The organism is Ottowia thiooxydans, assembly GCF_040548795.1.
Classification (GTDB): Bacteria; Pseudomonadota; Gammaproteobacteria; order Burkholderiales; family Burkholderiaceae_C; genus Ottowia; species Ottowia thiooxydans_A.
Window position 1 is genome coordinate 19,367 of sequence record NZ_JBEPSH010000014.1, and the last position, 25,462, is coordinate 44,828.

Here is a 25,462-nt window from a genome sequence, read left to right on the forward strand (position 1 = left end):
CAAAGGCCCTATGCAAACCGTTGACGTCGTCTCCTACTTTACGCAGGCGCTTTACCTGACGCTGTGGCTTTCCCTGCCGCCTATCGTGGTGGGCGCGCTGGTGGGCACCTTGTTTTCGTTGTTCCAGGCTTTGACGCAGATCCAGGAGCAGACCCTTTCATTTGGCGTCAAGCTGATCGCCGTCACGGTAACGATTTTGCTCACGGCACGCTGGATGGGCGGGGAACTCTATAACTTCGGCGTACAGATTTTTGACGCCATGGCAACCGTTGGCCATTAGTTCTGCTGAGAGAAGGCTTTGGAAGCGCTGGCTATTCCGCTCAACTACGAAGACGCAAGGGTTTATCTCCTTTCGCTCTCGATGACGCAGCCGCGCATTCTGGCCATGTTCATGGTGCTGCCACTTTTCAACTCGCAGATTGTTCCAGGACTGGTTCGCTTTGCCATTTCAGGCGCGCTTGGCCTGGTGGCCATGCCGGTCGTGGCAGGCCAGATGGCCGTCATGGATTCCACTTCCCCGGCCTTCTGGATGCTGATGATCCTCAAGGAAGTGTTCGTGGGCTTCGTGATGGGCTTTATTGTGGCCATCCCTTTCTGGATCTTCGAGGCCGTCGGTTTCCTGATTGATAACCAGCGCGGAGCGAGCATCTCTGCCACCCTGAACCCGCTGACAGGAAACGATTCCTCTCCCTTGGGCATCTTGTTCAACCAGGCCTTCATTGTGTTCTTCATGGTCTCTGGTGGGTTCGCCCTGATGTTGGGCATGTTGTATGACAGCTTTCAGATGTGGAGCGTCACGGGGTGGATTCCGCATTTCCGAGCAGAATCTGCCGTGCTGCTTCTGGACCAGCTGAACCGCCTGGTGCGCATGGCCATGCTGCTGGCCGCACCGGCCATCGTGGCCATGTTCCTGGCCGAACTGGGGTTGGCCCTGGTCAGTCGATTTGCGCCCCAGTTGCAAGTGTTTTTTGTGGCCATGCCCGTCAAGAGCGGGCTGTCAATACTCATCCTGGTGCTCTATGCCGCCACCTTGTTCGAGTACGGCGCTGAGTTGGTCGAGTCAGTGGGAGGCATCATGCCTTTTCTGACTGAACAGTGGTCACCGGAGGTCGCCCGATGAGCGAGAAGACCGAACAACCCACGGCCAAACGCTTGCGTGATTCGCGCAAAAAAGGCGACGTGGCCTACAGCAAGGACTTCACCCAGACGGTACTGATCATCGCGATCTTCGGATATTTGTTGACGGCCGCCGGCTTCCTGATGGAAGACCTGATGGAAATGATTCTTCTGCCGACCACGTTGATGGAGATGCATTTTGAAGATGCCGCGGAAATTCTCATCACCAAGCTGGTGACCGAAGCCGCCTGGCTTACGCTGCCGCTTCTGGGCATCATTCTTGTGTTGGGTATCTTTTCCGACGCCCTTCAGGTGGGTCTGGTTCTGGCGTTTGAGAAGCTCAAACCTTCTGGCAAGAAACTGAACGCTATCGCCAACCTGAAGAATATTTTCTCCAAAAAAAATCTGGTGGAATTTCTGAAGTCTTCGGTGAAGATCATCTTTCTGTCGGCGCTGCTCTGGCTGCTGCTGCGCGATGCTTTTCCCATCATGACCAGCATTCCGCAAGCCGGGGTGGCTGGGCTGGGCCAGATCGTCGGAGAGCTCATCAAGAATATGTTGATCTGCATAGGTTTGGCCTACACAGCCATTGCCTTGGCAGATTTTGCATGGCAGCGCTACAGCTATCGAAAAGGTCTGATGATGACCAAGAGCGAGGTCAAGCAGGAATACAAGCAGATGGAGGGTGATCCGATCATCAAACACAAACGTCGGCATTTGCATCAGGAGATGATGCAGGAAGGCGCTGTGGACAGCGCGCGCAAAGCGACGGTACTGGTGACCAACCCCACCCATCTGGCAGTGGCATTGCATTACGAAGAAGGTGAAACCCCCTTACCCGTGGTGCTCGCCATGGGAGAAGGTGCGTTGGCCGGCCGCATGCGTCATGCCGCGCGCGAAGCTGGGGTACCCGTGATGCAAAATATCCCATTGGCGCGCGCGCTCACCGAGCAATCCACCGCTGGCCAATACATCCCATCCGAACTCGTCGAGCCTGTCGCCGAGCTTCTGCGACTTTTGCGCCAGCTCTTGGCAGACGGTACGCCGCCCATGGACTGAAAAGGTGTCAACGAATTCCCATGCCCTCTTTCACTGTCAAAAACCACCCACGCCGAGTTTCAACGGCCCGCCGTGGCATGCATCATGCTCTGGCTTCTCGCCTTGTTCAGGAGGCTGCATGATTCTTGCCGAGTACGCGGCCAGCTTGGGGCAAGACGCCCCTATCACCGGCAACCGACTGTCTATGACTGTCGATGATGTTTATCAGTTGCAATTGCTCCAACGAGCAGATGGACGCGTTCTGGTGCGCTCGCGGCTACGCAGCCTGCCGGAACCCGGGCCTGCTCGGGATGATGTGCTGCGCCTATACGGCTTGCTGGCCTGCGGCCGAATGCTCCGCTCATCGGTGACCTGCGCAGTCGATGCGAACGAACGCGGACTTTGGCTCCAACAATTGTGCAAAGCAGGATCCCCTCAGGCGCTGGATGAACATATAGGTTCTTTCGTTAATGAGCTGGCCTTCTGGACTAGTGCAGCCAAGACTCACTGAAAGACCGATTAGCTCAATGAAATCGTCATCATTTTTTTTGTTGCCAGGCCGCCCCAAAACAAAGAGCGCCCCCTCGGGGGCGCCCGGCATAGGGGGTAGCGCACTACGCGCAGCGAGGGAGCGTGGGGGCTATTTTCTGACCCGCCATCGCCTGGCCAGCGTAGCCGCCGCCGTCATGCTGGCTGCCACCGCACCTGCCGCGTATGCTGGTCCGCCGCCGTGGGGCGACGCCTCCTACAACTATTACGCAGACAAGGCCACTCCGCTGGCCACCGTGCTGCGCGAGTTTGCAGGTTCCTTCACCCTGACGCTGGACCTCTCACCTCAGGTCACAGGTAACGTCAACGGGCGGTTTCAGGCCCGCAGCCCATCGGACTTTCTTAACCAGCTAGGCGGCGTGTACGGTTTTCAGTGGTTCACTCACGCGGGTACGCTGTTCATCAGCCGTACCAACGAGGTCGCTACCGCCAGCATCAACAGCTCGGGCGCCAGTATTGGAGCGATGCGTGAGGCGCTCACCAGCCTGGGCGCGCTGGATCCGCGCTTTGGCTGGGGCGAGTTGCCTCAACAAGGCCTCGCCCTGATCTCCGGCCCCCCGGCATACGTGGCCATGATCAAGCGCACCGTAGACAGCTTGCCCTTGGTCGCGGGCGGTCAACAAGTTGCCGTTTTCAGGCTCAAACATGCATCGGTCGACGACAGGACCATGACCTACCGGGATCGGCAGATCACCACCAAAGGCCTGGCGCAGGTCCTGCGTGATCTGGTCACGAATGATTCCGCCTCTGTGCCTACGGCCAACAACGACGCAGTGTCACGGCTGGCGGCTCCACTGAGGGCGAGCGGCAACCCTCAACTGGGCCCCCTGAGAACCGCGGATTCTCAAATGACACCGGCAGCAACGCTGGGAACTCAAGCGCTGGGAGAAGGTCAGAGCGCCGATGGCGTCATGCGAGATGGGTCTGCCAATCTCGTGGCCTTGCGTCGCCGCCTGCCGTCCATTCAGGCTGATTCGCGCTTGAATGCGCTTATCGTTCAAGACACGCCAGAGCGCTTGCCAATGTTCAAGGCATTGATCGAGCAACTTGACGTGCCCACCGCCTTGATAGAGATCGAGGCGCTCATTATTGATGTCAACTCTACTCGCCTGGACGAACTGGGGATTGCATGGGGTGGCCGCAAAGGCGGCCTCGCAGCAGGTTTTGGCGATGTGTCTGCCACCCCAGGAGCTCTCACTATCTCAGCCGCTGCGCGCGGTAGTGGCATCAGCACGACCTCCACGGTACTGGACGCTGGCAATTACCTGGTCACCAGAATCCGAGCGCTGGAAAGCCTTGGCGAAGCGACGATCCAGTCACGGCCATCGATACTGACGCTGGACAACACAGGTGCCTTGCTCGACCTCTCAGAGACTTTCTATATTCGCGCCACTGGAGAGCGCGTAGCGACGGTGACCCCCGTCACCGTGGGCACCACACTCAAGGTGACTCCCCGCTTCATCAGCCCAAGTGGCATCGGCCCTACCGTGCAGCTGGACGTGGATATAGAAGACGGCCAGATTCAGGAGCAGCAAATCGACAATCTGCCTGTTGTGCGGCGCAGCACAGTCAGTACGCAGGCCCTCGTGGGGGAGAACCAGACGCTGCTCATTGGTGGCTACAACACTCAGTATGTGACGCAGGCCAACGACCGCATCCCGGTGCTTGGCTCTATTCCTGTCGTAGGCGCGCTCTTTTCGCACAAGGTCAATTCCTTGCAGGCGCGCGAGCGGCTGTTTCTTATCAAGCCGCGTGTGGTGACCCTGCCTGATCCTGAACCCGCCGTGCTCCCTGGCGGCCCTGTGCCGCGCATTACCGCGCCAGTGGGCCGCGACCCTTCGGCCGATGCATCGGCCTACCAACCTACCCCTGCGCCAGACTACCCCGCCACCTTGATCAATCCGCCTCCAAGAGCCTTCCCGCTGGCCAGGCCACTGACTTCGCCAACCCGCGCAGAACCGATTCAGACTTTTCCAGCCTCCGGTGAAAATGATATCGGCACGATGAAGTAACAGGCAGGTTGTGGCTCACGGATGAATGCTGTTGCGCATCCGTTGGCAAATTCGATTCGAGAAAAAACTCATCCACGCCACGACATTGACTTCATCTTCCGTTATTCGCCCTACTGCGACTGCCCACCCAACTGCCCACCCACCTGCTGAGCAGAGGCGGCCGCGTGGAGTCACGTGGGCGCTGGCGCTCGGATGGATGATGATGATCGGCCATATTTTTACGGGGCATGCGACCAGCCCCCAAAAAATTTACACCATTGCCATGGTGCTCTCACGCGCTGAACAAAACGTGGAAGCGGGCTTTCGGGACTATCTGGTGAAAAGAGGGTTATCCGTCAAATTCGAGAGCGTGCATTATTCGGATCGTCCAGAAGACGGGCCTGCGCTCATAGAAGCCGTGCGATCGCTCAAACCTGATCTGATCTATTCCTGGTCTACAAGTACGACACTGGCCCTGGCAGGAAAATATGATGCTGCCGATGCAACGACGCACATTCGCGACCTTCCCATTGTCTTCACCGAAGTCACAGATCCAGTCGGTTCCGGGCTGTTGCAGCAACTCGCCCCGCCGGAGCGCAACCTCACTGGAGTGAGCCATGTCGCGCCGCTGGCTGCACAACTCAAAGCGATCAGCAGTTACCGGCCTTTCCAGCGTCTGGGCTACATCACGAACCCGACCGAGTCCAATACGCAGAGCATCGCCAAAGCGTTGCAGCGGGCTGCAACGGAAACGGGTTTTGAGCTGCTGGAAGAAACCCTGCCCCTGAACGCCAACGGGGAAGCTGACGCCAATGCGCTTCCTGAACTCATTCAGCGACTGGCTTCAAGGAAAGCCGATTTTCTTTACATAGCGCCCAGCTCTTTTCTGGCCCTCACGCACCGAGATCTCGTAACGCAGGCGGCCATTGAAGCGAGAGTGCCAACCTTCTGCACGACAGAGAGCATCGTGCGGCAGTCTCACTGCATGTTCGGGCTGTTTGCGAACGGTGCCAACGTGGGGAGATTTGCTGCCTACAAAGCCAGTCAGATCCTGATTGACCAGACCCCGGTGGAAACCATCCCGGCCGAGCCGCTTCAGCGGTTTTCACTTCTGATCAATATGCAAACTGCCAAGAAACTGGAGCTCTATCCGCCGTTGGTACTGCTTAACGTGGCGGAGGTGATCAAGTGAATCCACCCCTGAAGTCTGGCATCACCGATTGGCTTCCACCAAGAATCACGCTGTCAGCCTGCGTGGAAGTGGCAGGCCGGTGGTGGTTGGTGGCCATGTGTGGTCTGCTGCTTTTGGCGGCCCTGTTGCTGAGTTTGCAACGCTCTCAAGCGCAAGAGTTGCGCGAGGCCCGTTTGGAAATTGCACTTCAGGGCATCAAGGAGCGCCTTGAAACCAGCCTGGCCCTTGGGTTTGAGCTGATCGATAGCCAGCAGGCGCAAGCCTTGCTGGAAGACCTCTTATCTGATGACCCGTCTCTGCTCTCTGCAGAAGTGTTCGATGCCAATGCATTGTCACTTTTCAATACGGACAGAGGCGCCATTGGAGACCGCGTGCCTTCAAGCTGGCTCGCCGCCAGCGCACACAGCCAGTCGACCGGAGGCAGGGGCGAGGCTCGAAGCACCGCCACGGCGTCCTGGTCGGTCATCCATGAGAACGGTTTCACTCTGGGCATGCCCATACGAGGCCCGTTCGGAGAAATTGCAGGCCACATCAGCATCACCTCGCCTATTCCGCCTTCACCTTCACCCTGGTATCTGCTGGGGGTCACACTGGCAGGCAGCATTGGTGTGAGCGTGGCCTGTTTACTGCTGGCCATCTGGCTACTGCGAAAACTGGCCAACTTAAGGGACGACGCGGCCATGGAGCTGGCGGCCTCGCGCCTGAGAGAAATCGACGCCCGCATGGAAGCAGGGCTTGATGCCCTCAAGCGCAACGAGGATAGCCACTGATGTCGCCGGTGAAAATAGCGCGGCGATTTGCCACTGCGGGGCTCGTGCTGCTCACGCTGGTGGCATTGATGGTGAGCTGGGTCGCTATCTCTCAGTTGCGTGACACGGCCTACCACGAGGCCGAGGCGCGCGCCCATCTCATCGCAGAAGAAGTCGCAGACCAGATTCAGTTGGCCATCAACGTCGGCGTTCCAGTCGATCATCTGGAAGGTGTTGAAGATCTTTTCCACCAGCGCACACAAAGCTTCTCCGCTATCGTTCGGATTGCGCTGGTGGACCAGCAAGGTCGCATCCTCAAGGAAAACGGCGTTACCGAGACAGACACGCTGCCGCTGGTGGTGATACCCGTCACGCACCAAGGTGCTTCCGTGGCCAGCCTGGAGCTGCTCTGGCGCCAGCCCCGGGTGTCGGCGTTACTGTTGCCTTGGGGCCTACCCGTGGCGGTATTGATAGCGCTCATCGCAGGCCTGGCCAATGAAGCGCTGCGGTTCTCTTTGACCGGCGCGGTGCTCAGACGTGAGAGGCTGGTCATGGAGTGCTGTGAACGCATTGCCACAGGCGATCTGGCGACGCGCCCGCCCCGCGTCAGCCGCAAGAACTTCGACAGGCGACTTCCCTGGTTGGTGGAGCAATTGCGCCATGTCAGCGAACAGCACTTGCGCGTTCTACGCCTGGCCCAGTCGCTGCGGCAGACCGAACCAGATTTTGAGAAACGCCACTCGCTGGATCGAGTGCTGGCAGAGACCATTGGTGGTGACCGGTTTGAACTGACTGCCCCTGCCGCCGGCGCCGACATAGAACCAGCTGCACACCCGCCCGCAGACGCAGACGCAGACGCAGACGTTCAAGCCATTTTGAGCAAGCGTGTACCTGAGCTCTCATCCGAGACTGCGCACCTTGTAGCCGCCCCCCTCCTGAGTGCACAAGCAGCACGCCAGCGCTGGCGCGGCGTCATGTTGGGCCTGTTCGCCTCGGCGCCCATGGCGGCGCTGCCTGGCTATCCGCTTGCGCTGACCGCCGCAGGCGGATTGGCTCTGCTGGCAGTCCTGCTGGGCATCTCATACCGCTTCAACTGGTTGAATAACACCGTGTACGCGCGGTATGGGCTTGTGCTTGGTAGCGCCGTATTTGGACTAGGCTTTGGCTTGCTGGCGCAAATAGCGGGGGCGCCGCGGGTGTTTCAACTATGGGACAGCCTGGGCTATGCCTTGCTGGCTTTGTGCGGCATCCTGGCCTTGCTTCTGCCGCTTCTAGGCCCCCGGGCGCCGGTCTCCGCGCATCCATCTGAGGGAGCTCGGCATGCAGCTTAAGACTCGCATCACGGCGCTGATGCTCGCCTCCATGACAGCGCTGTGGCTCGTCGGGAGCGCGTGGGAATGGCAACGCGACGGTGAAATGACGCGTCGCTACAACCAGGTGCTGTTGCAATCTCAATCCATTGCATGGAACAAGCTGCAAGCCGAATCTCTGGGCAGATTGCAAGCCGCGCTCGACCAGGCTCTGGCCAAACCGGACGTCGCGAAAGCCTGGAACAAGCGTGACCTTGAGGCCCTCGGCGCTGCCCTCAAGCCCATTCTTGAGCAACATCCAGGATGGCGTGCGGATTGGTACGACGAAAAACGTGTGCTTGCCCATACCAGTTCCACCGCCTTGCAACAACAGCCCATGGTGGACACTGGCTGGCTGACGCGGTCACTGTCCACCGACGAGATGCAGACGGGCCTTAGCCAGTCTTCGCGCGAACGGTATTACATGGTGGCATTGCGCCGTTTCGGGCCGGAAAGTGCTCCAGGCATCTTGGCTATCGGCCAGAGCCTGGGGTATCTGATGCCTGAAATGAACCGCACAGTGGCGGGTGAAAGCTTCATCATCAACTTGCGTGGCCGTGAGATCTCTGGAAGGCTGCCTGGCCTGGCCATTGACGACGGCGCGGCTCTATTGACAAGACGATCCAACGTCGCCCAGACCTCCTCTCCAGATGGGCGCCACTGGATGACCGCGACCACCCCCCTGGCCGGTTTCAACGGCCGCCCCATTGGGGCGGTCCTGACCGCTTGGGACATTACAGACCAGGAGAATGAGAACCAACGGATGGATCTGCTGTCTGTGGGGGGAGCCCTGTTGATTCTGGCGATGCTGGGCTTGGCAGTGTTTGCCTATCTTCGCCATGCGCTGGGCCCGTTGGCGCGCTCCGTTGGGGTGCTGGACAGATTGGCCAGCGGAGACCTGCGGGCTACCCCTGATGAAGACGACCAGGCCTTACCCGATGAAGCAGGTCAGATTGCCCGCAGCGTGGCTGCGCTACGCGATGAGATGTTCAACCTTCAAATGCTGCGGGACGAGCGCTTGCGCACGCACCAGCAACAGGAGCGGCTGATCCGCGGCCAATTGCGCCAGCTTGCAGACACTCTGGATGAACAGGCGCGCATCGAGGTTCTGACGGCCCTGGAACCCCCACCCGAAGCGCAAGATGCGCATTCAGACAATTCGCTCGTCAAGTTGGCAGGCGTGCTGGGACGTATGTCCGACCTGGTGACCACGCAGCAGCACCGGCTGGTGGGCCTGCTTCATAAATTGCGCGAGGCCATGGCCCAGCAAGCCACATTGATCAGCTTGCAGCAGGAACTGGAGATTGCCCGCACGATGCAACTTTCCATCTTGCCACGCTCCGCGCCTCCCACCGAAGCAGCGGCAGTATCGGCGCTGATGGTGCCGGCCAAAGAAGTGGGCGGTGATTTTTACGACTACTTCCTCATGAAAGATGGCCGTCTGGCCATGGTGGTGGCCGACGTATCCGGAAAAGGAATTCCCGCAGCGTTTTTCATGGCCATCTCACGGACCTTGCTGAAGAACATTGCCCAGTTTTTACAGGAACCTGCCGACATCATTGAACGGTTGAACGAGCAGCTATGTGCAGAAAACGAGCAGATGATGTTCGTGACCGTATTCCTGTGCGTGCTCGACCTGGAGAGCGGCGCGCTCGATTATGTCAACGCAGGCCACAACCCTCCCCTGCTCATGCGCGCAGATGGAGCGGTGGAAGACATGCCACGAGGCCAGAACATGGCTTTGGCTGTCATGGAAGACATCAAGTTCAAACAGGGGCGCGTCCAGCTGAATCCAGGCGATACGCTGCTTCTCTATACAGATGGCGTCACAGAAGCCGCCAATCCCGAAGGAAGCCTGTTTGGTGAGTCCAGACTGAATGCACTGGCCAGCGAATACAAGGCACCCAACAGCGACTTCCCCGAGGTTTTGCTTGAAGCTGTGCGGCAGTTTGAAGCTGGAGCGCCTCAAACGGACGACATTACTCTCGTAACGGCCAGATTTCTCGGACCCAGGAAGAGCTCACACTAAGTGTTCCCTCAAAGCTGTTGATCGAGGGCAGGCACTCTCCGACGAATAAAAAACCCCCAGCTTGGACACAGCATCCAGGCTGGGGGGTATGGCGAACTCGCGTTCGGGGCCAAGCCCCGATGGCGATCAGTTCAGCGCTGTTTTCTGGCCATTTTTATAGACAGACAGCGTGATGGTGGGGTTCTTCATCTCGCCAGTGGGCTGGAACTGGATGAGCGAAGTCACACCTTTGTAGTTGGATTCGACCAGCTTGGGGGTGTAGACCTTGGGATCGACCGAGTTGGCACGTTTCATGGCATCCGCCAGCAACATGGCGGCATCGTACGTGTAGGGGCTGTAGATCTGGAACTGATTGGGGAATTCAGCGTCGTAACGCTTCTTCCATTCGATGCCGCCAGGCATTTTCTGAATCGAAGATCCGCCGTCGGCGCAAACCACATTGTTCAGAACCTTGGAGTTGGCTGCCAGCTCGCTCAGCTTCTGTGTGCAGATGCCATCACCGCCAAAAAACTTGACGTTGCTCATGCCAAGTTGTTCAAGCTGGCGCAGCATAGGGCCGCCCTGGGCGTCCATGCCGCCGTAAAACACAGCATCAGGGGCCTTGGCCTTGATGGCGGTCAGGATGGCCATGAAGTCAGTTGCCTTGTCGGTGGTGAATTGGCGATCAACCACCTGGATGCCCTTGGACTTGGCGGTTCTTTCAAAAATGTCTGCCACGCCCTGGCCGTAAGCGGTACGGTCGTCAATCACAGCGACCTTTTTCAGCTTCAGTGCGTCAGCGGCATAAAAGGCCAGACCAGCGCCCAGCGCATTGTCATTGGCGATGATGCGGTAGGTGGTCTTGTAGCCTGGCTTGGTCAGGTCTGGGTTGGTCGCAGCGCCAGTGACATGAGGAATGCCGCAGTCGTTATAGACCTTGGACGCTGGAATGGTGGTGCCGGAATTCAAGTGGCCGACCACACCGTTGACCTTGGCGTCGCACAGTTTCTGTGCAGCCGCCGTGCCTTGCTTGGGATCTGCAGCATCGTCTTCCGACTGCATTTCCCATTTGATCTTCTTGCCGCCAATGACGATGTTCTGCTTGTTGAGGTCTGCCACGGCCATGCGAACGCCGTTTTCGTTGTCCTTGCCATAGTGGGCCTGCGGGCCGGACATAGGCGCCACGCTACCAATCTTGACCACCTGCACATCTTGCGCAAACGCCAAACCGGACACGGTTGCCAGGGCGGCGACGGCCACCAGACTCATCTTCAGTTGCATAAAGCCTCCAGATTTAAATGGTTGAACTTGATTTGTGCTCAACGGGCATAAACGTTAACGCAAATTTCGGGCCAACAACATAGGGAACACGCTAGGGGTGGCGCTCCTTATGGTGTCAACCGAACGGACGACCAGGTCAGGATCAACGCTCAGGCGGTCAAGAGAGTGCGTAAGCGCAACAGCGCACGCGAGTCACCGCCCTTGCGCACCAGGGTGCAAGGCAATTAAGGTGGGTCAACCCCTATAGACAAGGCGTTTGGTTCAATTCACTGGTCTGCACTCAAGACCGTGCACTGCTCGCCAAACTGCACAAAGCTCAATTAGGCGGGCGCGCCTGCATCAGGCTCTCTGAGAAGATCGTCGCTAGCGGCGCTCAGGGTTGGCGGCCGCCTTGGCTACCGTTTCGCGCACCACCTCCGCTACCGCCTGCCGGATGCGGGCATTGAGCAGGGGCATCTGCTCATGCAGTACTTGCGCGATGGTTTCGCTCAGTCTTGCATCGAGCTCGGGCCCCATGCGGGCCAGTAGCTCGATCACCGCAGTATCTGGCAGGTAAACGTTTCGCTCCTCGGGCAAAGATGCTCGAAACAAGGGCCCCGGGGGTTGCTGATCAGGTGCAACGACGTGTTGGCTTGTTGATTGATAGGCTGGCGCATAAGCAGCCTGGTATGGAACTTGATAGTCCGATGGAGCGTGTCTGTGGTGCGCTGATGCACCAATACCATGCTCCATAGCTTGATCCAGGTGCTGATCTAGGGCGTGGTCCCCTTGGGACTGGTCGGCAGATAGATCCTCTGGCTGCCCCGGCAACGCATCCGTAGGCTGGTCAGAGTGGCCATCGTGCAACGGACCTTGTGACGGCTCGTCAGGCGCAGCACTGGCCGCGCCTGTGGGAACGAAGATTTCCGTGAGCGTAGGCACGAAACGGGGTGGCTGCCGGGATGGTGGGGGCTCGTCCAGAGGCATGGCTCAACTTAGTCCGTGTAGATTTGACCTTGCATGATGCCGGGTCCATGAGGTATTTTCACCAGGGGCAACTCAAGGCTTAACCGCGCCCAAGGCCGTGCTGTTCGATGGCGTAGCCGCGGCTGGCGTAGTGGCGCCAGCGTTGGCGGGCGTTGGCGCGATCGGTTTCGTCCTGGCTTACCAGCTCCAGCAGGCGTTCAAAGCGCTCGAACCCTTCGGGTACTTCCTGCCCCAGGTGCAGGAGCACCTGGGTATGGGGTAAGCGGCTGGCGTCCAGGGCCAGGACGATGGGGGTCGCCGCCAGCATGGAAGGCTTGGCTGAAGCGGCGCAGTGCGGTATGAAATCCAGCGCAGAAAAGGTCCAAAGCGCTGCATTCAGGGCCAGCAAAGTTTCTTTGTCACCCAACACGCCTACTTTGGCGCCGGCGCTGTACGCCTTGCGCAGCAAGCGGCAGGCGTAGCCCAACTTGTCAGGCACGTTGAAGTGAAACTCCACTCCGGTCATCTGGACAGCCATGCAGAATCAAGCACGCTTTTTCTTGCCTTTGCTGGAATCGCCGGCCTTTTTCTCCGCCTGCACAGGCTCACCTGCCTGGGAAAGCAGATACTGCACCAGCAAGCCCACAGGGCGGCCCGATCCGCCTTTAGCAGCGCCACCTTTCCAGGCTGTGCCGGCGATATCGAGGTGCGCCCAAGGGGTGTCTTCAACGAAGCGTTGCAGGAATTTAGCGGCCGTTACAGCGCCAGCGGGGCGCCCTCCGACGTTGGCCACATCGGCGAAGTTGGTCTTCAGGCCTTCTGCGTATTCGTCGTCCAGCGGCATGCGCCAGCACAGATCCTGCGCTTTCATGCCGGCTTGCATCAGAGCGTCTGCCAGGTCATCGCGATTGGAAAACAGGCCGCTGCGTACACCGCCCAGCGCAATGACGCAGGCGCCGGTGAGCGTGGCGATGTCGATCATGGCGCGTGGCTTGAACTTTTGCGCATAAGTGAGTGCATCGCACAGCACCAGGCGGCCTTCAGCGTCGGTATTCAGGATTTCGATGGTCTGGCCGCTCATGCTAGTGACTACATCACCCGGTTTGACCGCACGGCCATCGGGCATGTTCTCGCAGGCAGGAATGAGGCCGACGACGTTGATGGCAGGTTTCAACTCCGCCAGGGCACGGAAAACACCCAGCACGCTGGCAGCGCCACTCATGTCGTATTTCATCTCGTCCATCTCGGGAGCGGGCTTGAGTGAAATACCGCCGGTGTCAAAGGTGATGCCTTTTCCAACCAGCGCCACGGGCGCACTGGATTTTCCGGCACCGTTATAGCGCAGCACGATCAGGCGAAGCTCCTGATCGGAGCCTTGAGCGACGGCCATGAAGGCCCCCATACCCAGCTTGCTGACTTCCTTGGGACCCAGAATTTCGCAGTCAAACCGGTCGGCTTTTCCAAGTTCACGGGCAGCATCCGCCAGATGCACCGGCGTGGCGTGATTGGGAGGGCGATTGGCCCATTCACGCGCCAACTCAACGCCGCGCAAGATGGCAACCGTTTGTTCAAAAGTGTCGCGAACCGTGGCAGCATCAGGCACACCCAGTTGCACGCGAGCCAGTTTGCTGGGCTCGGCCTTGCTTTTGGTTGCCGTGTAGACATAGGTGGCGTCAGACGCGGCCTGCAAGGCGGCGTGGACGGCAGCGCCCTGGGGGGCCGCAGCGAAGCAAATCACCAGTTCCTTGACCGAGGAGCCTTTGAGTGCGGCCATGGCAGCCACAACGGCCTTGCGCACTGAGGCTGGAGAACCATCGCCAATACCTGCCAGAATCAGCCGGGCAGATGTCACGCGCGCAGCGCCATAAGTCTGGAGCAAACCGCCCTCAGCTTTGAAATCTCCGGCGTCTATAGCGCGCCGGATCAGCACCGAGACGGCGTCCTCACCCAGCTCGAAGCCTTCAGAAACCAATACGATGAGTGCGCCGGATTTCACGGAAGCAGCCCCATCCAAGCGCAAGGTCTTCAACTCGAAGTTCATAATCTACCTTTTCCTTTCAGCCGATGTTATTCCATTCGTCGTTTCGCAAGGAGCTCAACCGCAGTTTCGGTGCCACCCTGGTGGTGCTGGTGACGATCGTGGTAACCATGATTCTGATCCGCACACTGGGACAAGCCTCGGTCGGCAGAGTAAACCCTTCCGAGGTTTTTCTCGTGATGGGCTTCACCGTGCTGGGGCAATTGCCCACCATTCTGACGCTGAGTCTCTTTATATCCGTAACCTCCACCCTCACGCGCATGTATGCGAGCAGTGAGATGGTGGTGTGGTTCTCCTGCGGACAAAACCTGAGTTCCTTCCTCAGGCCTATCATGCGATTTTCCGCGCCTGTGCTGCTTGTCGTGGGTCTGCTGGCATTGGTCGTCTGGCCTTGGGCCAACCTGCAAGTCCGCGAATTGCGCGATCGCTACGAAAGCAGGGGTGACGTAGAGCGTGTGACGCCGGGACAATTCCAGGAATCCGCAGGAGGTCAACGCGTGTTCTTCATTGACAAGGCCTCGGCAGGAAGCGAAACAGGCAGAAACATTTTCATCTCGGATGTGGAAAACCAGCGCGAATCGGTCACATCCGCTCAGAGCGGAAGTGTCGAAGTCGTCCAAGGTGACCGCTTCCTCATGCTGAACAACGGGCAACGCTTGCAGACGGATCTGGAAACCGGCTCATCGCGTGTGAGCGAATTCGTCGAGTACGGGGTTCACGTGAGCGATCGTACCCTTGCCACCAACAATGACGATTCACCGCGGTTCAAAACCACGCCGGCGCTGGTCATGGAGCCTACCGTGCTCAACCTGTCCGAGCTTTCATGGCGGCTGGGCCTGTTGTTTGCAGCTGCCAATTGCGTGGTCATTGCGCTGGCTGCCACCAAGGTCAACCCGCGAGTAGGCCGCAGTGCCGGGTTGATTTTTGCGCTCTTCGTCTTTGTCAGTTATTACAACCTTGTGAACGTCGGCCAGTCCTGGATTGCCAATGGGCGAGTGAATTTCTTCGTGTTCGTGCTGGCGCTACATGGAAGCATCCTGCTGATGGCACTGACGTGGATGATGGTCAGACAGGGCAACTGGCTGAGCTGGGGCCGCCGGAAAGGAAAGCCTGAATGAACACGATACGGCGCCTCATCTACGGCGAAATCCTGCGTGCCGTCGGTTTCGTCATAGTGGCCTTTCTTCTGCTGTTCTTTTTCTTCGACTTTGTTGACGAACTCCAGGCCCTGAACCGTTTGGCACCCCAGGGCTACACCCTGCCCATGGCCTTGCTCTATGTGGCGTTGCTGGTGCCTGCGCACATGTATGAGCTGCTGCCGATTGCAGTGCTCATTGGCACCATCTACGTCATGGCCCGGTTGGCAGAAAGTTCGGAGTTCACCATATTGCGAACCAGCGGCCTGGGGCCCGGGCGCGCTCTAGGCACACTGCTGACGCTGGGGGTGGGGTTTGTCGCCCTGACCTTCATCTGTGGGGACTATCTGGCTCCAGAAGCCAACCGCGCTGGCCAGATTCTCAAAGGAAGATTTTCAGGCGAACTGACAGTTGGACAAACGGGCGCCTGGCTCAAGGATAGACAGGATGACCGCAGTTACTCCGTGAATGTGGCAGCGCTTTCCCCGTCGGGCAGCATGAGCAACGTGAGAATCTTTGAGTTCGACGCCCAGGGCCGGTTGTTGTCGACCACCAAGGCGGCTCAGGCGCGTGTGGGCGACGACGATGCCTGGACCTTGCAAAACGTGCAGCGCCGAGAGTTTGAGCTGGCCACGCAGAATGCGTCGAATGCATCGAAATCTCAGGCCAACCAAGGCCTGAGCGGCGATAAGCGCCCCCAGGTGAGCAACTCTGCGTTGCCAGAACTGCGCTGGCCCACGAGCCTGTCCATAGACATGGTGGCCGCAGCGCTGCTGAGTCCGGACCGCATGCAGACGGTCGATCTGTTCCAGTACATCCGCCATCTGGATGACAACGGACAGAGCGCTCAACGTTATGAAATCCAGTTCTGGCGCAAGGTGTTCTATCCCTTAAGTTGCCTCGTGATGATGGTGCTTGCCCTGCCCTTTGCCTACCTGCATTTCCGCTCTGGCAACATCACTGGCTATGTGTTCATGGGCGTGCTGGCGGGCATCAGCTTTTTCCTGCTCAACAACGTATTCGGCTTTATTGGAAACCTTCGCAACTGGGAGCCCTGGATGGCTGCGGCCGCACCGGGCTTGCTTTATTCGCTGATTTCCCTTGGAGCGTTTCGATGGTTGGTGGTCAGGCAATGAGCGGTCCGCGGGCCATCGTACTGTTCGCTCACGGCTCTCGCGATCCCGCATGGCGCGCACCTATCGAAGCCGTGGCGGAGCGCATGCGACAAATTCAGGCCGGCGCGCGCGTCGTTTGCGCCTACCTCGAGTTGACGGAGCCCGACCTCCCCAGTACCGTCAACCAATTATTTGCTGAGGGCGTGCGTGCGATCACCATCTGGCCGATGTTCCTCGGCACCGGGCGGCATGCACGAGAAGACCTGCCCCGGCTGGTCGAAGAATTGCGCGCCCAGCACCCTGCCGTTGAGTTTGTCCTGCAACCCGCCATTGGAGAGCACCCGGACGTGCTCGAAACCATGGCGAGATCTGCGCTGGGTTAGTGTGCGGTACCTCAAACGACCTGCCCGTGAAATCGCGCCTTCGCGGGGGTTTACCGCACTGAAGTGATTCAAGTGCAGTTCAGGCCAGCGGCAAGGCCGTTTTGTACCTCACCTGTTTGAGCGCAAAGCCGGAGCGGATTTTTTCTATGTCCGCAATAGGCGTGAGCTGATCAAGAATGAAGCGCTCCAGGGCGGCCATATCCGCCACGACAACGCGGATGAGATAGTCGGAATCGCCCGTCATCAGGTAGCACTCCATCACCTCCTCCTGCTCGGCAATACGCTGCTCAAAGCGGGCCAGGGCGTCCTTGCTCTGGGTGCGCAGGCTGATGTTGATGAACACATTGAGGCCCAAGCCCAGCTTGGAGGCATCGGCCAAAGCCACATATTGGCGGATCACGCCACGGGTTTCCAGCGCTTTGACGCGCGCCAGGCAAGGTGAAGGAGAAAGCCCGACGCGCCGAGCCAATTCCACATTGGACAGAGATGAGTCGCTTTGCAGCTCTCGCAAAATGCTCCTATCGACTTTATCCACCTTGTACGCCTTATTGATTGAATTTCATGTATTCAACAGCATATTCTGCCGTGAAATATTAAAGACTCAGAATAAATAAGCAGCACATGCGGCAGGGATTTATCTAAAGTCTTTGGTATGAACGCCCCCATACCTCTTTTGAAATCAGATTCCGACCCAGCCGAAACCGCAGAGTGGCGCGAGGCTTTCACAGCCCTGGCTGCCAATGCCGGGAGCACACGCGCGCGCTTCATTCTGGATGAACTGGTCCGGCTGGCCCGCAGCCACCAGCTCGATTGGCAGCCCGACCTCAATACGCCGTATGTCAACACCATACCTGCCCATGCACAGCCGGCATTCCCGGGCGATCTTGGGTTGGAGGAAAAACTGGCTTCGCTGATGCGCTGGAACGCGCTGGCCATGGTGGTGCGAGCCAACCAGGCTTACGGAGAACTCGGCGGGCATATAGCCAGCTATGCCAGCGCGGCCGACCTGTTCGAGGTGGGGTTCAATCATTTCTTCCGCGCCCGCACCCCTCAGCAGGGCGGCGACCTGGTGTTCTTTCAACCGCACAGCGCACCCGGGGTCTATGCCCGTGCTTTTCTGGAAGGCCGCCTGAGCGAAGCCGATCTGCTGCACTTCCGGCAGGAAATCACAGCGCCAGAACAGGGCGCACGCGGGTTGTGCAGCTACCCCCACCCGTGGCTGATGCCTGATTTCTGGCAGTTCCCCACCGGCTCCATGGGACTTGGTCCCATCAGTTCCATCTACCATGCCCGATTCATGCGCTACCTCTCGCACAGGGCATTGCTGAACTGCGAAGGTCGCAAAGTCTGGGGCGTATTTGGTGACGGAGAGATGGACGAGCCCGAGTCCATGAGCGCGCTCACATTGGCTGCGCGGGAGAAGCTCGACAACCTGGTGTGGGTGGTCAACTGCAACTTGCAGCGCCTGGACGGGCCGGTTCGCGGGAACGGGCGCATCATTGACGAGTTGGAGCGCCTGTTTGCGGGTGCTGGGTGGAATGTCATCAAGCTGATCTGGGGAAGCGACTGGGATGGGCTTTTTGCCAGCGATAGCAGCGGCGCTTTGACCAGGACCTTCGCAGACACGGTGGACGGTCAGATGCAGACGTTTGCAGCCAAGGATGGCCGCTACAACCGCGAGCATTTCTTCGGTCAGAGTCCGGAACTCGCGTCCCTGGTGCAGGGCCTGACGGATGAGCAGATTGACCGCCTCAAACGCGGTGGTCACGACATCGTGAAAATCCACGCCGCTTACGCTGCGGCTGCGTCGCACCGAGGCCAGCCCACTGTCGTGTTGGCCCATACCAAGAAGGGCTATGGCATGGGTGCTGCGGGCCAGGGCAAGATGACGACGCACAGCCAGAAAAAGCTGGACGCTGGTGATCTGATTGAGTTCCGCAACCGCTTTCAGTTGCCGCTGACAGATGAACAGGCGACCAGCCTGAGCTTTCACAAGCCACATCAGGACAGTGCGGAGATGCGCTATTTGCTTGAGCATCGCGAGCGCCTGGGTGGATCCATGCCCCGCAGAGAAACCGCTTGCGATCAAGTCGCCGTGCCTGAAATGAACCAGTACGCCAGCTTCGCGCTGCAGGCCAACGGCAAGGAAATGAGCACCACCATGGCCTTTGTGCGCATGCTGGGTGCCTTGCTGAAGGACCCAGGCTTGGGGCCTCGCATTGTCCCCATCGTGGCTGATGAGGCGCGTACCTTTGGCATGGCCAACCTGTTCAAGCAAGTAGGCATCTACAGCAGCGTGGGCCAGCGCTACGCGCCGGAAGATATTGGTTCCGTGCTGAGCTATCGCGAAGCGCTGGATGGTCAGATTCTGGAAGAAGGCATCAGCGAGGCGGGGGCCATTGCCAGTTGGACTGCCGCAGCCACCAGCTACAGCGTGCATGGCTTTGCCATGCTGCCCTTCTACATCTACTACTCCATGTTTGGCTTTCAGCGCGTGGGTGATGCCATCTGGGCAGCGGCGGATCAGCGCGCACGCGGCTTCCTGCTGGGCGCGACCTCTGGCCGCACCACCCTGGGTGGCGAAGGATTGCAGCACCAGGACGGAAGCAGCCACGTGGTGGCTGCCACCATTCCCAACTGCAAAGCCTACGACCCGGCCTTCGCGGGTGAACTGGCTGTCATTCTCGATGCCGGCATGCAAGAGATGATGGTGGAGCAAAAGGACGTTTTCTACTACGTCACTCTGATGAATGAAAACTATGCCCAGCCGGATTTGCCCGAGGGCGTGGCCAAGGATGTTCTTCGCGGGGCGTACAAGTTTGCAAGCTACGGGCAGGCGTCGGGCCCTCACGCCACGCTACTCGGTTCGGGCGCCATCCTCAACGAAGTGATTCGTGCCGCAGAGCAGTTGGCCAGTGAAGGGATGAGGGTAGACGTGATCAGCGTGACGAGTTGGAGCGAACTGGCTCGCGACGGGGTGGCCCATGGTCAGGCGAGCCACCTCCACACCCTTCTCGAACAAACCCAGGGGCCCATCGTGGCGGCCAGTGACTACGTGCGCGCGGTGGCTGAATCTGTGCGGGCATGGATACCCGCCGGGCGGAGTATGCGCACCCTGGGCACGGATGGCTTTGGACGAAGCGACACCCGTGCGGCTTTGAGAGCGTTTTTTCAGGTCGATGCGATGAGCATTGCGGCGGCTGCGAAAAAGCTTCTCAATTAGGAGGTGTTCTGAGAGGGGCCAGTTGCCAGATTACCTCTGCGCGCCGTTCCGACCACATTTCAGTAATCGATGCCATGCATCGACTCATAGATAACTCGCAATTATCAAATTCTCTTTCGAGCTCGATGATGAATGGCTTTCCATTCGCAAGATCAATCCAAGAAAGAGACAAATGAAAAATTCAACAGCGGCCAGGTTGACTAGGGCATTGGCATTGAGCCTGCCGTTCGCCACCCTGATGGGGTGCGCGCAGGCACCCATCCAGCTTGAGAAGATGGGATCGTTTCATGTCGGCGGCCGAGAGGTGGTGCTGAGTGGCCGTCCAGTCAAGGAAATTGCCCTGACCGCAGGCGGTGTGCCAGCCAAGTTTGATCCCAATGGGGTCTACCAGGTGGAGCAGATGTACGTGCAGTACTTCATTCCCAAAGATCCGCGCGGAGCTCTGCCTCTGCTGATGTGGCATGGCGGTGGGCTCAGCGGTGTGACCTATGAGACTACACCGGACGGCCGCGAGGGTTGGCTCAACTATTTTGTCAAGAAAGGCTGGCCAACCTACAACTCGGACGCCGTTGAGCGTGGGCGTTCAGGCTTTGCGATGTATCCGGACATTTTCCAGACTGAACCGGTTTACCTGACCAAGGAAAACCCTTTCGAGCGCTTTCGAATTGGGCAAGGCGCCGGCTCCTACAGCAAGGACCCGCAGCGAATGAAGCTGCTGCCGGGCAATCAGTTCCCGGTGGAGGCCTATGACCAATTCACGAAACAGAACGTGCCGCGCTGGACCTCCACCGACGCTCCAACCATTGCCGCCTATACCGAACTGGTCGATAAGGTGTGTCCTTGTGTGGTGATCGTCCATTCACAATCTGGACTGTTTGGCGCCCGGGTGGCGCAGGCACGACCAGATAAGGTCAAGGCACTCGTCATGGTCGAGCCTGCTGCTACCGGTGCGGTGGAAGACGCGACGAAGATGAAGAACGTGCCAGTTCTTGCGATCTACGGCGACTACATTGCGCAGGACCCAAGATGGCCCACCATTCGCGCCAACGGAGGGCGCTATTTCGACGCGTTGCGAGCAGCCGGTGGAAATGTAGACGTCATTGACCTGCCAAGTATCGGCATCAAAGGCAATTCGCACATGATCATGATGGATAAAAACAGCGACGTCATCGCTGGCATCATCCAGGATTGGCTGGTCAAGCAACGTCTCTATAAATAGGGAGGCCCAGCCCTCCGCTACCCGCAACGCGCCAAGGCAAGGCCCCACGTTGACCCGCGTTAAATCATGGAATAGGTTTGCACCGCCTCGACATCTGTGGGGATCACCGCAGCCAAATGCACAAGCCCCGCATGGAGTGCACGCAGTGTGGCCATTTGCAATAGATCGCGGGGACTGATCTGGGCGTCTGGCAAGCCAGCCGTCAACGAGCGCACTGCGTTCAACAGATCTTGAGGCGTGCACTGCGCGCCGCTTTCCAACAGCCGATTCGCTACACCAAGGTGATTCAGCGTAAGGGCCCACTGAAGTGCGGAAGGACTCCCCGGGCCGTTCAACCCGGCATCGACCCCGTGACGAAGCAACATATCCGCCGCTCCCTGGTTTCCTCTCTTGGCGGCGTAAATCAAGGCTGTCTCACCATCTTTGTCAAACAGCTCTGGATCCGCCCCGGCGTTGATCAGCAACTCAAGGAGGTCCAAAGAAGGAACTTGCGTGACGTACATCAGCGCAGAAACCCCGTCCTGATTGACCGCATTCACGCTTACCCCGGCTTCCAGCCACGCCTGAACGCCCGCTCTGTCGTTGGTTCGAACCATATCCCTCAACCCACGCTCCGCACCGGCCTTGCAGCTATCAGGCATGCGAGCGCCCATCGCATGCAAAGCTTTCGTAAGCTCAGGATATTTCATTGCAGCAACGCATGCCATGGCGCAATCGAGGTCGACCTGCAGTGCTCCCGTCGATGCAAGCGAGCACCTCATAGCGGCCCTTGCCACATCGTTTGCGCCCAACAGACCGCGCAAAACCATTGGACTCAACTGCGTCACCAATCCCTGACCGAAGGCCGCAAAGGTGTTCACGCCCGCTGCGATCAAAGCAGCCGACACGGGCCAATTACCGGCGTCTATGAACCTCTTCAGCGCAGGCGTGTTCATCTCGAGCTGCAAGTACGAGAGCCGCGCTCCTTGCAAGCGCAACTCTTTCACCACGTGCGCATGTCCTTGCGCGACTGCGAGCGATATCGCGCTTTCCCCCTTCTTGTTGGTGGCATGTATGTCCGCTCCGGCCGCTCCTAACATCTTCACCGCTTCCAGCTTGCCTCGCTGGGCGGCGATCATGAGCGCAGTCGATCCGCTCTTGTTGGTGGCATTGAGGCTGGCTCCGGCAGCGATGGATGCAGCGAGGCCTTCTACGTGCCCTAGAGCGGCCGCTTCCCGGAGTGAACGATTCAAGACTTCCTCGGCGGTCAGTGCAGGTTCTGCACTGGCAGGCAATGCCCCGTGTACGCCAGCAGGGCTTTCGGTTAAAGGCAGGGACGCGCCCGCAAGGGGCCCGTTGCCGACATCTTGCGCGCACACCTGTTTGTCGGCCTGCATCGACGATGCCAGGCCGGTGTTGGAGACCGTGGCGAGCCCATCTACAGCTTGATGCGGTGTTGACGATGAGTGAGCGCCGCTCGTGAGCGAGTGGCGACCCATCGGGTTGATGGAGACAGGGGTAGCGGTAACGTCACGTGGCATATGGAAACTCTGGGAAAAAAGGAAAAAACCGGGAAACCTCGTCATGGGCGTCGGGGAGCGCACCAGGCGATGGCTTTCGTGAAAGTTACGCAGCCAACGACTTGACTTCAACCGGTTGCAGGAAGTGAGTGACACCTCCAGGCTGTGAGTTCCATCCCTTGCGCACGGCAGGATTATTTTTTCAATGGCGGCAAGACCAGCGCATCGATTCCGGGGGCAGCCAGGGCACGGGCTGAAACCGCGACCAGCCGTTGGCCGCAATGCCAGGGAACGGAGAGTGGAGAGATTGGAGCGGGAGCTCTTTACCGCTGAGGCCACTTGTTTGACCCCATCTGCCTTGAAACCGTGGAATCCGTTAGAAACCTGACACATTTTCAAGTCAGATGACGCATCGGAGCATGGGCTCGCGCGCCAAATCGTTAGACGGATATCGCATAATTAAGGAAATTTATATACCCATACTCTATGAACCTCCACCAATTTCGTTTCGTTCAGGAGGCTGTTCGCCGTAATCTCAACCTGACGGAGGCGGCCAAGGCGTTACATACCTCCCAGCCCGGGGTTTCCAAAGCGATCATCGAATTGGAAGAAGAGCTGGGCATAGAGATCTTCAGCCGTCACGGAAAACGGCTGAAGCGGGTTACAGAACCCGGCGAACATGTGCTGGAGAGCATTGCCATCATCATGCGCGAGGTCGGCAATCTCAAGCGCATCGGGGATCAGTACAGCGCCCAGGACAGCGGCACGCTTTCCATTGCCACCACCCACACGCAGGCTCGCTACGTCTTGCCGGTGCCGGTAGCCAAGCTGCGTGAAAGCTATCCCAAGGTCAATATCAGCCTGCACCAAGGCTCGCCCGATCAGGTGGCGCGCATGGTGATAGAAGAAACGGCCGAAATTGGCATGGCCACCGAGTCGCTGGCGAGCTATCCGGAGTTGGTCACCCTGCCCTGCTACGAATGGCAGCATGTACTGGTGCTGCCGCACAACCATCCCTTGGCCAGGAAAGAGCGCATTGCGCTGGAAGACATTGCCGCCGAGCCCATCATCACCTACCACCCTTCGTTCACTGGACGCACCCGCATCGACACTGCCTTTGCCCAGCGGCATCTGGACCCACGCATCGCGCTGGAGGCCATTGACTCCGATGTGATCAAGACCTATGTGCGCTTGGGCCTGGGAATTGGCATCGTCGCCGAGATGGCGGTCAAGGGGGAAGCAGATCAGGATCTGGTGACCCGCCCCCTGGGCCAGTTGCTTGGCCAGAACGTCGCGCGTATTGCCCTCAAGCGAGGAGCCTATCTGCGCGACTTCGTGTACCAATTTGCGAGCCTCCTCTCAGACCGCCTCGATCGCAATCTGATCATGAAGGCCATGACCGGGCATGTGAACGACTACGAACTCTAAGAATGACCTCCGAGAGCCCTAAGACCCCCGCCTTTCCCTCCCGCTTGCCCAACGTGGGCACCACCATTTTTACGGTGATGTCGGCATTGGCCGCCGAACATCAGGCCGTGAATCTGGGCCAGGGATTTCCTGATTTCGATTGCGACCCGAAGCTGGTGGACTCCGTTTCCACGGCCATGCGGCAGGGGTTGAATCAGTATCCGCCGATGCCGGGCGTCGCCCCGCTGCGCGAAGCCGTGGCGTCGAAGATAGAAACGCTTTATGGCCGCACCTACAACGCAACGACCGAAATCACCGTGACCGCCGGGGCGACGCAGGCCATCTTGACGGCTGTCCTGTGCTGCACCGGTCCTGGCGATGAAGTGATTGTTCTGGAGCCGTGCTATGACAGCTACGTGCCCAATATTGAACTCACGGGTGCCAAAGTGGTGGCCGTACCGCTCACCCCAGGCAGCTTCCGTCCGGATTTCGACAAGATCGCGGCAGCCCTGTCCCCCAAGACGCGCGCGATCATCATCAACAGCCCGCACAATCCTAGCGGCACGGTGTGGTCACCGGCAGATATGCAGCGCCTGGAGGACCTTCTGGCTCCCACCAATGTCCTGCTCATCAGCGACGAAGTGTACGAACACATGGTCTATGCGCCGCTGCGGCATGAAAGTGCGGCGCGCTATCCAGGCCTGGCTGCGCGGGCCTTCATCGTCAGCAGCTTCGGCAAGACCTACCACGTGACCGGATGGAAGATAGGCTACGTGGCCGCGCCTGCCCACCTGATGGCTGAGTTTCGCAAGGTGCACCAGTTCAACGTATTCACCGTGAACACGCCCATGCAACAAGGGCTGGCGACGTACATGCAAGATCCCAGGCCTTACCTGGACCTGCCCGCGTTCTACGGCGCCAAGCGAGATCTGTTCCGCAAAGGCCTGGAAAAGACCAGATTCCGGTTGCTTCCGTGCGAGGGCACTTATTTTCAGTGCGTATCCATAGACAACTTGGCCATTGCCGAGCGCGATCTGCCCGAAGGCGAATTCTGCCAGTGGCTCACGCGCGAAGTCGGAGTCGCAGCGATTCCCCTCTCAGCTTTCTATCGCGATGGGTTCGACCAGAAAGTGATCCGCTTCTGTTTCGCCAAGAAGGAGGAGACGCTGGAGGCGGCTATGGGGCGGCTGGCCAAGTTGTAGACCAAGGAGCCGGCGCGCGGAA

At 58.9% G+C, this 25,462-nt stretch carries 22 protein-coding genes; 16 read left to right on the top strand and 6 right to left on the bottom strand.

Features of this window, described 5'->3' with window-relative positions:
• The first annotated feature begins 10 nt into the window (after positions 1-10).
• The 9 genes from sctS to ABIE13_RS25585 all read left to right on the top strand — a co-directional run bounded on the left by sctS (position 11) and on the right by ABIE13_RS25585 (position 10,013).
• Positions 11-280, top strand: coding sequence for a type III secretion system export apparatus subunit SctS (gene sctS, locus ABIE13_RS25545; RefSeq protein ID WP_354448787.1), 270 nt, complete (start codon positions 11-13; stop codon positions 278-280).
• An 18-nt stretch (positions 281-298) separates the two neighbouring features.
• Positions 299-1,120, top strand: a complete 822-nt coding sequence (gene sctT, locus ABIE13_RS25550; protein ID WP_436278485.1) for a type III secretion system export apparatus subunit SctT — start codon at positions 299-301, stop codon at positions 1,118-1,120.
• The gene (gene sctU, locus ABIE13_RS25555; RefSeq protein ID WP_354448789.1) at positions 1,117-2,175 is read left to right on the top strand and encodes a type III secretion system export apparatus subunit SctU; all 1,059 of its coding nucleotides are present in this window, start codon (positions 1,117-1,119) and stop codon (positions 2,173-2,175) included. The genes sctT and sctU overlap by 4 nt, the downstream gene beginning before the upstream one ends.
• A 118-nt stretch (positions 2,176-2,293) precedes the next feature.
• On the top strand, positions 2,294-2,665 hold the full coding sequence (locus ABIE13_RS25560) for a CesT family type III secretion system chaperone (RefSeq protein ID WP_354448791.1): 372 nt from the start codon (positions 2,294-2,296) through the stop codon (positions 2,663-2,665).
• Positions 2,666-2,681: 16 nt separating this feature from the next.
• On the top strand, positions 2,682-4,715 hold the full coding sequence (gene sctC, locus ABIE13_RS25565; protein ID WP_354448793.1) for a type III secretion system outer membrane ring subunit SctC: 2,034 nt from the start codon (positions 2,682-2,684) through the stop codon (positions 4,713-4,715).
• Between the two features lie 25 nt (positions 4,716-4,740).
• A complete protein-coding gene (locus ABIE13_RS25570; protein ID WP_354448795.1) occupies positions 4,741-5,886 on the top strand; it encodes an ABC transporter substrate-binding protein in 1,146 nt (381 codons plus the stop codon).
• Positions 5,883-6,656 carry a PDC sensor domain-containing protein gene (locus tag ABIE13_RS25575; RefSeq protein WP_354448797.1) on the top strand — a complete coding sequence of 258 codons (774 nt, stop codon included), beginning with the start codon at positions 5,883-5,885 and terminating at the stop codon, positions 6,654-6,656. Before ABIE13_RS25570 ends, ABIE13_RS25575 begins: the two co-directional genes overlap by 4 nt.
• Positions 6,656-7,966, top strand: coding sequence for a hypothetical protein (locus tag ABIE13_RS25580; RefSeq protein WP_354448799.1), 1,311 nt, complete (start codon positions 6,656-6,658; stop codon positions 7,964-7,966). The genes ABIE13_RS25575 and ABIE13_RS25580 overlap by 1 nt, the downstream gene beginning before the upstream one ends.
• A complete protein-coding gene (locus ABIE13_RS25585) occupies positions 7,956-10,013 on the top strand; it encodes a PP2C family protein-serine/threonine phosphatase (RefSeq protein ID WP_354448801.1) in 2,058 nt (685 codons plus the stop codon). Before ABIE13_RS25580 ends, ABIE13_RS25585 begins: the two co-directional genes overlap by 11 nt.
• A gap of 126 nt (positions 10,014-10,139) precedes the next feature.
• On the opposite strand, the gene ABIE13_RS25590 is transcribed toward ABIE13_RS25585, so the two are convergent.
• The 4 genes from ABIE13_RS25590 to ABIE13_RS25605 all read right to left on the bottom strand — a co-directional run bounded on the left by ABIE13_RS25590 (position 10,140) and on the right by ABIE13_RS25605 (position 14,259).
• Positions 10,140-11,273: a branched-chain amino acid ABC transporter substrate-binding protein gene (locus ABIE13_RS25590; RefSeq protein WP_354448803.1), complete on the bottom strand. Its 1,134-nt coding sequence runs from the start codon at positions 11,271-11,273 to the stop codon at positions 10,140-10,142.
• Between the two features lie 363 nt (positions 11,274-11,636).
• Complete coding sequence (locus ABIE13_RS25595; protein ID WP_354448805.1) at positions 11,637-12,239, bottom strand: hypothetical protein; 603 nt, start codon at positions 12,237-12,239, stop codon at positions 11,637-11,639.
• Positions 12,240-12,318: 79 nt separating this feature from the next.
• The gene (locus ABIE13_RS25600) at positions 12,319-12,756 is read right to left on the bottom strand and encodes a DNA polymerase III subunit chi (protein ID WP_354448807.1); all 438 of its coding nucleotides are present in this window, start codon (positions 12,754-12,756) and stop codon (positions 12,319-12,321) included.
• 6 nt (positions 12,757-12,762) lie between these two features.
• Positions 12,763-14,259 carry a leucyl aminopeptidase gene (locus ABIE13_RS25605; protein ID WP_354448809.1) on the bottom strand — a complete coding sequence of 499 codons (1,497 nt, stop codon included), beginning with the start codon at positions 14,257-14,259 and terminating at the stop codon, positions 12,763-12,765.
• Between the two features lie 23 nt (positions 14,260-14,282).
• On the opposite strand from ABIE13_RS25605, the gene lptF reads away from it, so the two are divergent.
• The 3 genes from lptF to ABIE13_RS25620 are packed head-to-tail and all read left to right on the top strand — an operon-like array spanning position 14,283 to position 16,890.
• On the top strand, positions 14,283-15,374 hold the full coding sequence (lptF, locus tag ABIE13_RS25610; protein ID WP_354448811.1) for an LPS export ABC transporter permease LptF: 1,092 nt from the start codon (positions 14,283-14,285) through the stop codon (positions 15,372-15,374).
• Positions 15,371-16,528: an LPS export ABC transporter permease LptG gene (gene lptG / locus ABIE13_RS25615; protein WP_354448813.1), complete on the top strand. Its 1,158-nt coding sequence runs from the start codon at positions 15,371-15,373 to the stop codon at positions 16,526-16,528. Before lptF ends, lptG begins: the two co-directional genes overlap by 4 nt.
• Entirely contained in the window at positions 16,525-16,890 is a 366-nt protein-coding gene (locus tag ABIE13_RS25620) for a sirohydrochlorin chelatase (RefSeq protein ID WP_354448815.1), read from the top strand. Before lptG ends, ABIE13_RS25620 begins: the two co-directional genes overlap by 4 nt.
• A 79-nt stretch (positions 16,891-16,969) precedes the next feature.
• Here the strand turns inward: ABIE13_RS25620 and ABIE13_RS25625 are convergent, their stop codons facing one another.
• A complete protein-coding gene (locus tag ABIE13_RS25625) occupies positions 16,970-17,425 on the bottom strand; it encodes an Lrp/AsnC family transcriptional regulator (RefSeq protein WP_354448817.1) in 456 nt (151 codons plus the stop codon).
• A 117-nt stretch (positions 17,426-17,542) separates the two neighbouring features.
• On the opposite strand from ABIE13_RS25625, the gene mdeB reads away from it, so the two are divergent.
• Complete coding sequence (gene mdeB / locus ABIE13_RS25630) at positions 17,543-20,113, top strand: alpha-ketoglutarate dehydrogenase (protein ID WP_354448819.1); 2,571 nt, start codon at positions 17,543-17,545, stop codon at positions 20,111-20,113.
• Between the two features lie 172 nt (positions 20,114-20,285).
• Positions 20,286-21,332 (top strand): esterase, encoded by a 1,047-nt coding sequence (locus ABIE13_RS25635; protein WP_354448821.1) that lies wholly within the window; start codon positions 20,286-20,288, stop codon positions 21,330-21,332.
• 59 nt (positions 21,333-21,391) lie between these two features.
• Here the strand turns inward: ABIE13_RS25635 and ABIE13_RS25640 are convergent, their stop codons facing one another.
• Entirely contained in the window at positions 21,392-22,852 is a 1,461-nt protein-coding gene (locus ABIE13_RS25640) for an ankyrin repeat domain-containing protein (protein WP_354448823.1), read from the bottom strand.
• Positions 22,853-23,317: 465 nt separating this feature from the next.
• On the opposite strand from ABIE13_RS25640, the gene ABIE13_RS25645 reads away from it, so the two are divergent.
• Both ABIE13_RS25645 and ABIE13_RS25650 read left to right on the top strand, forming a co-directional pair.
• Positions 23,318-24,259 carry a CysB family HTH-type transcriptional regulator gene (locus ABIE13_RS25645; RefSeq protein ID WP_354448825.1) on the top strand — a complete coding sequence of 314 codons (942 nt, stop codon included), beginning with the start codon at positions 23,318-23,320 and terminating at the stop codon, positions 24,257-24,259.
• Positions 24,260-24,261: 2 nt separating this feature from the next.
• A complete protein-coding gene (locus ABIE13_RS25650) occupies positions 24,262-25,440 on the top strand; it encodes a pyridoxal phosphate-dependent aminotransferase (protein ID WP_354448826.1) in 1,179 nt (392 codons plus the stop codon).
• Positions 25,441-25,462 lie beyond the last annotated feature (22 nt).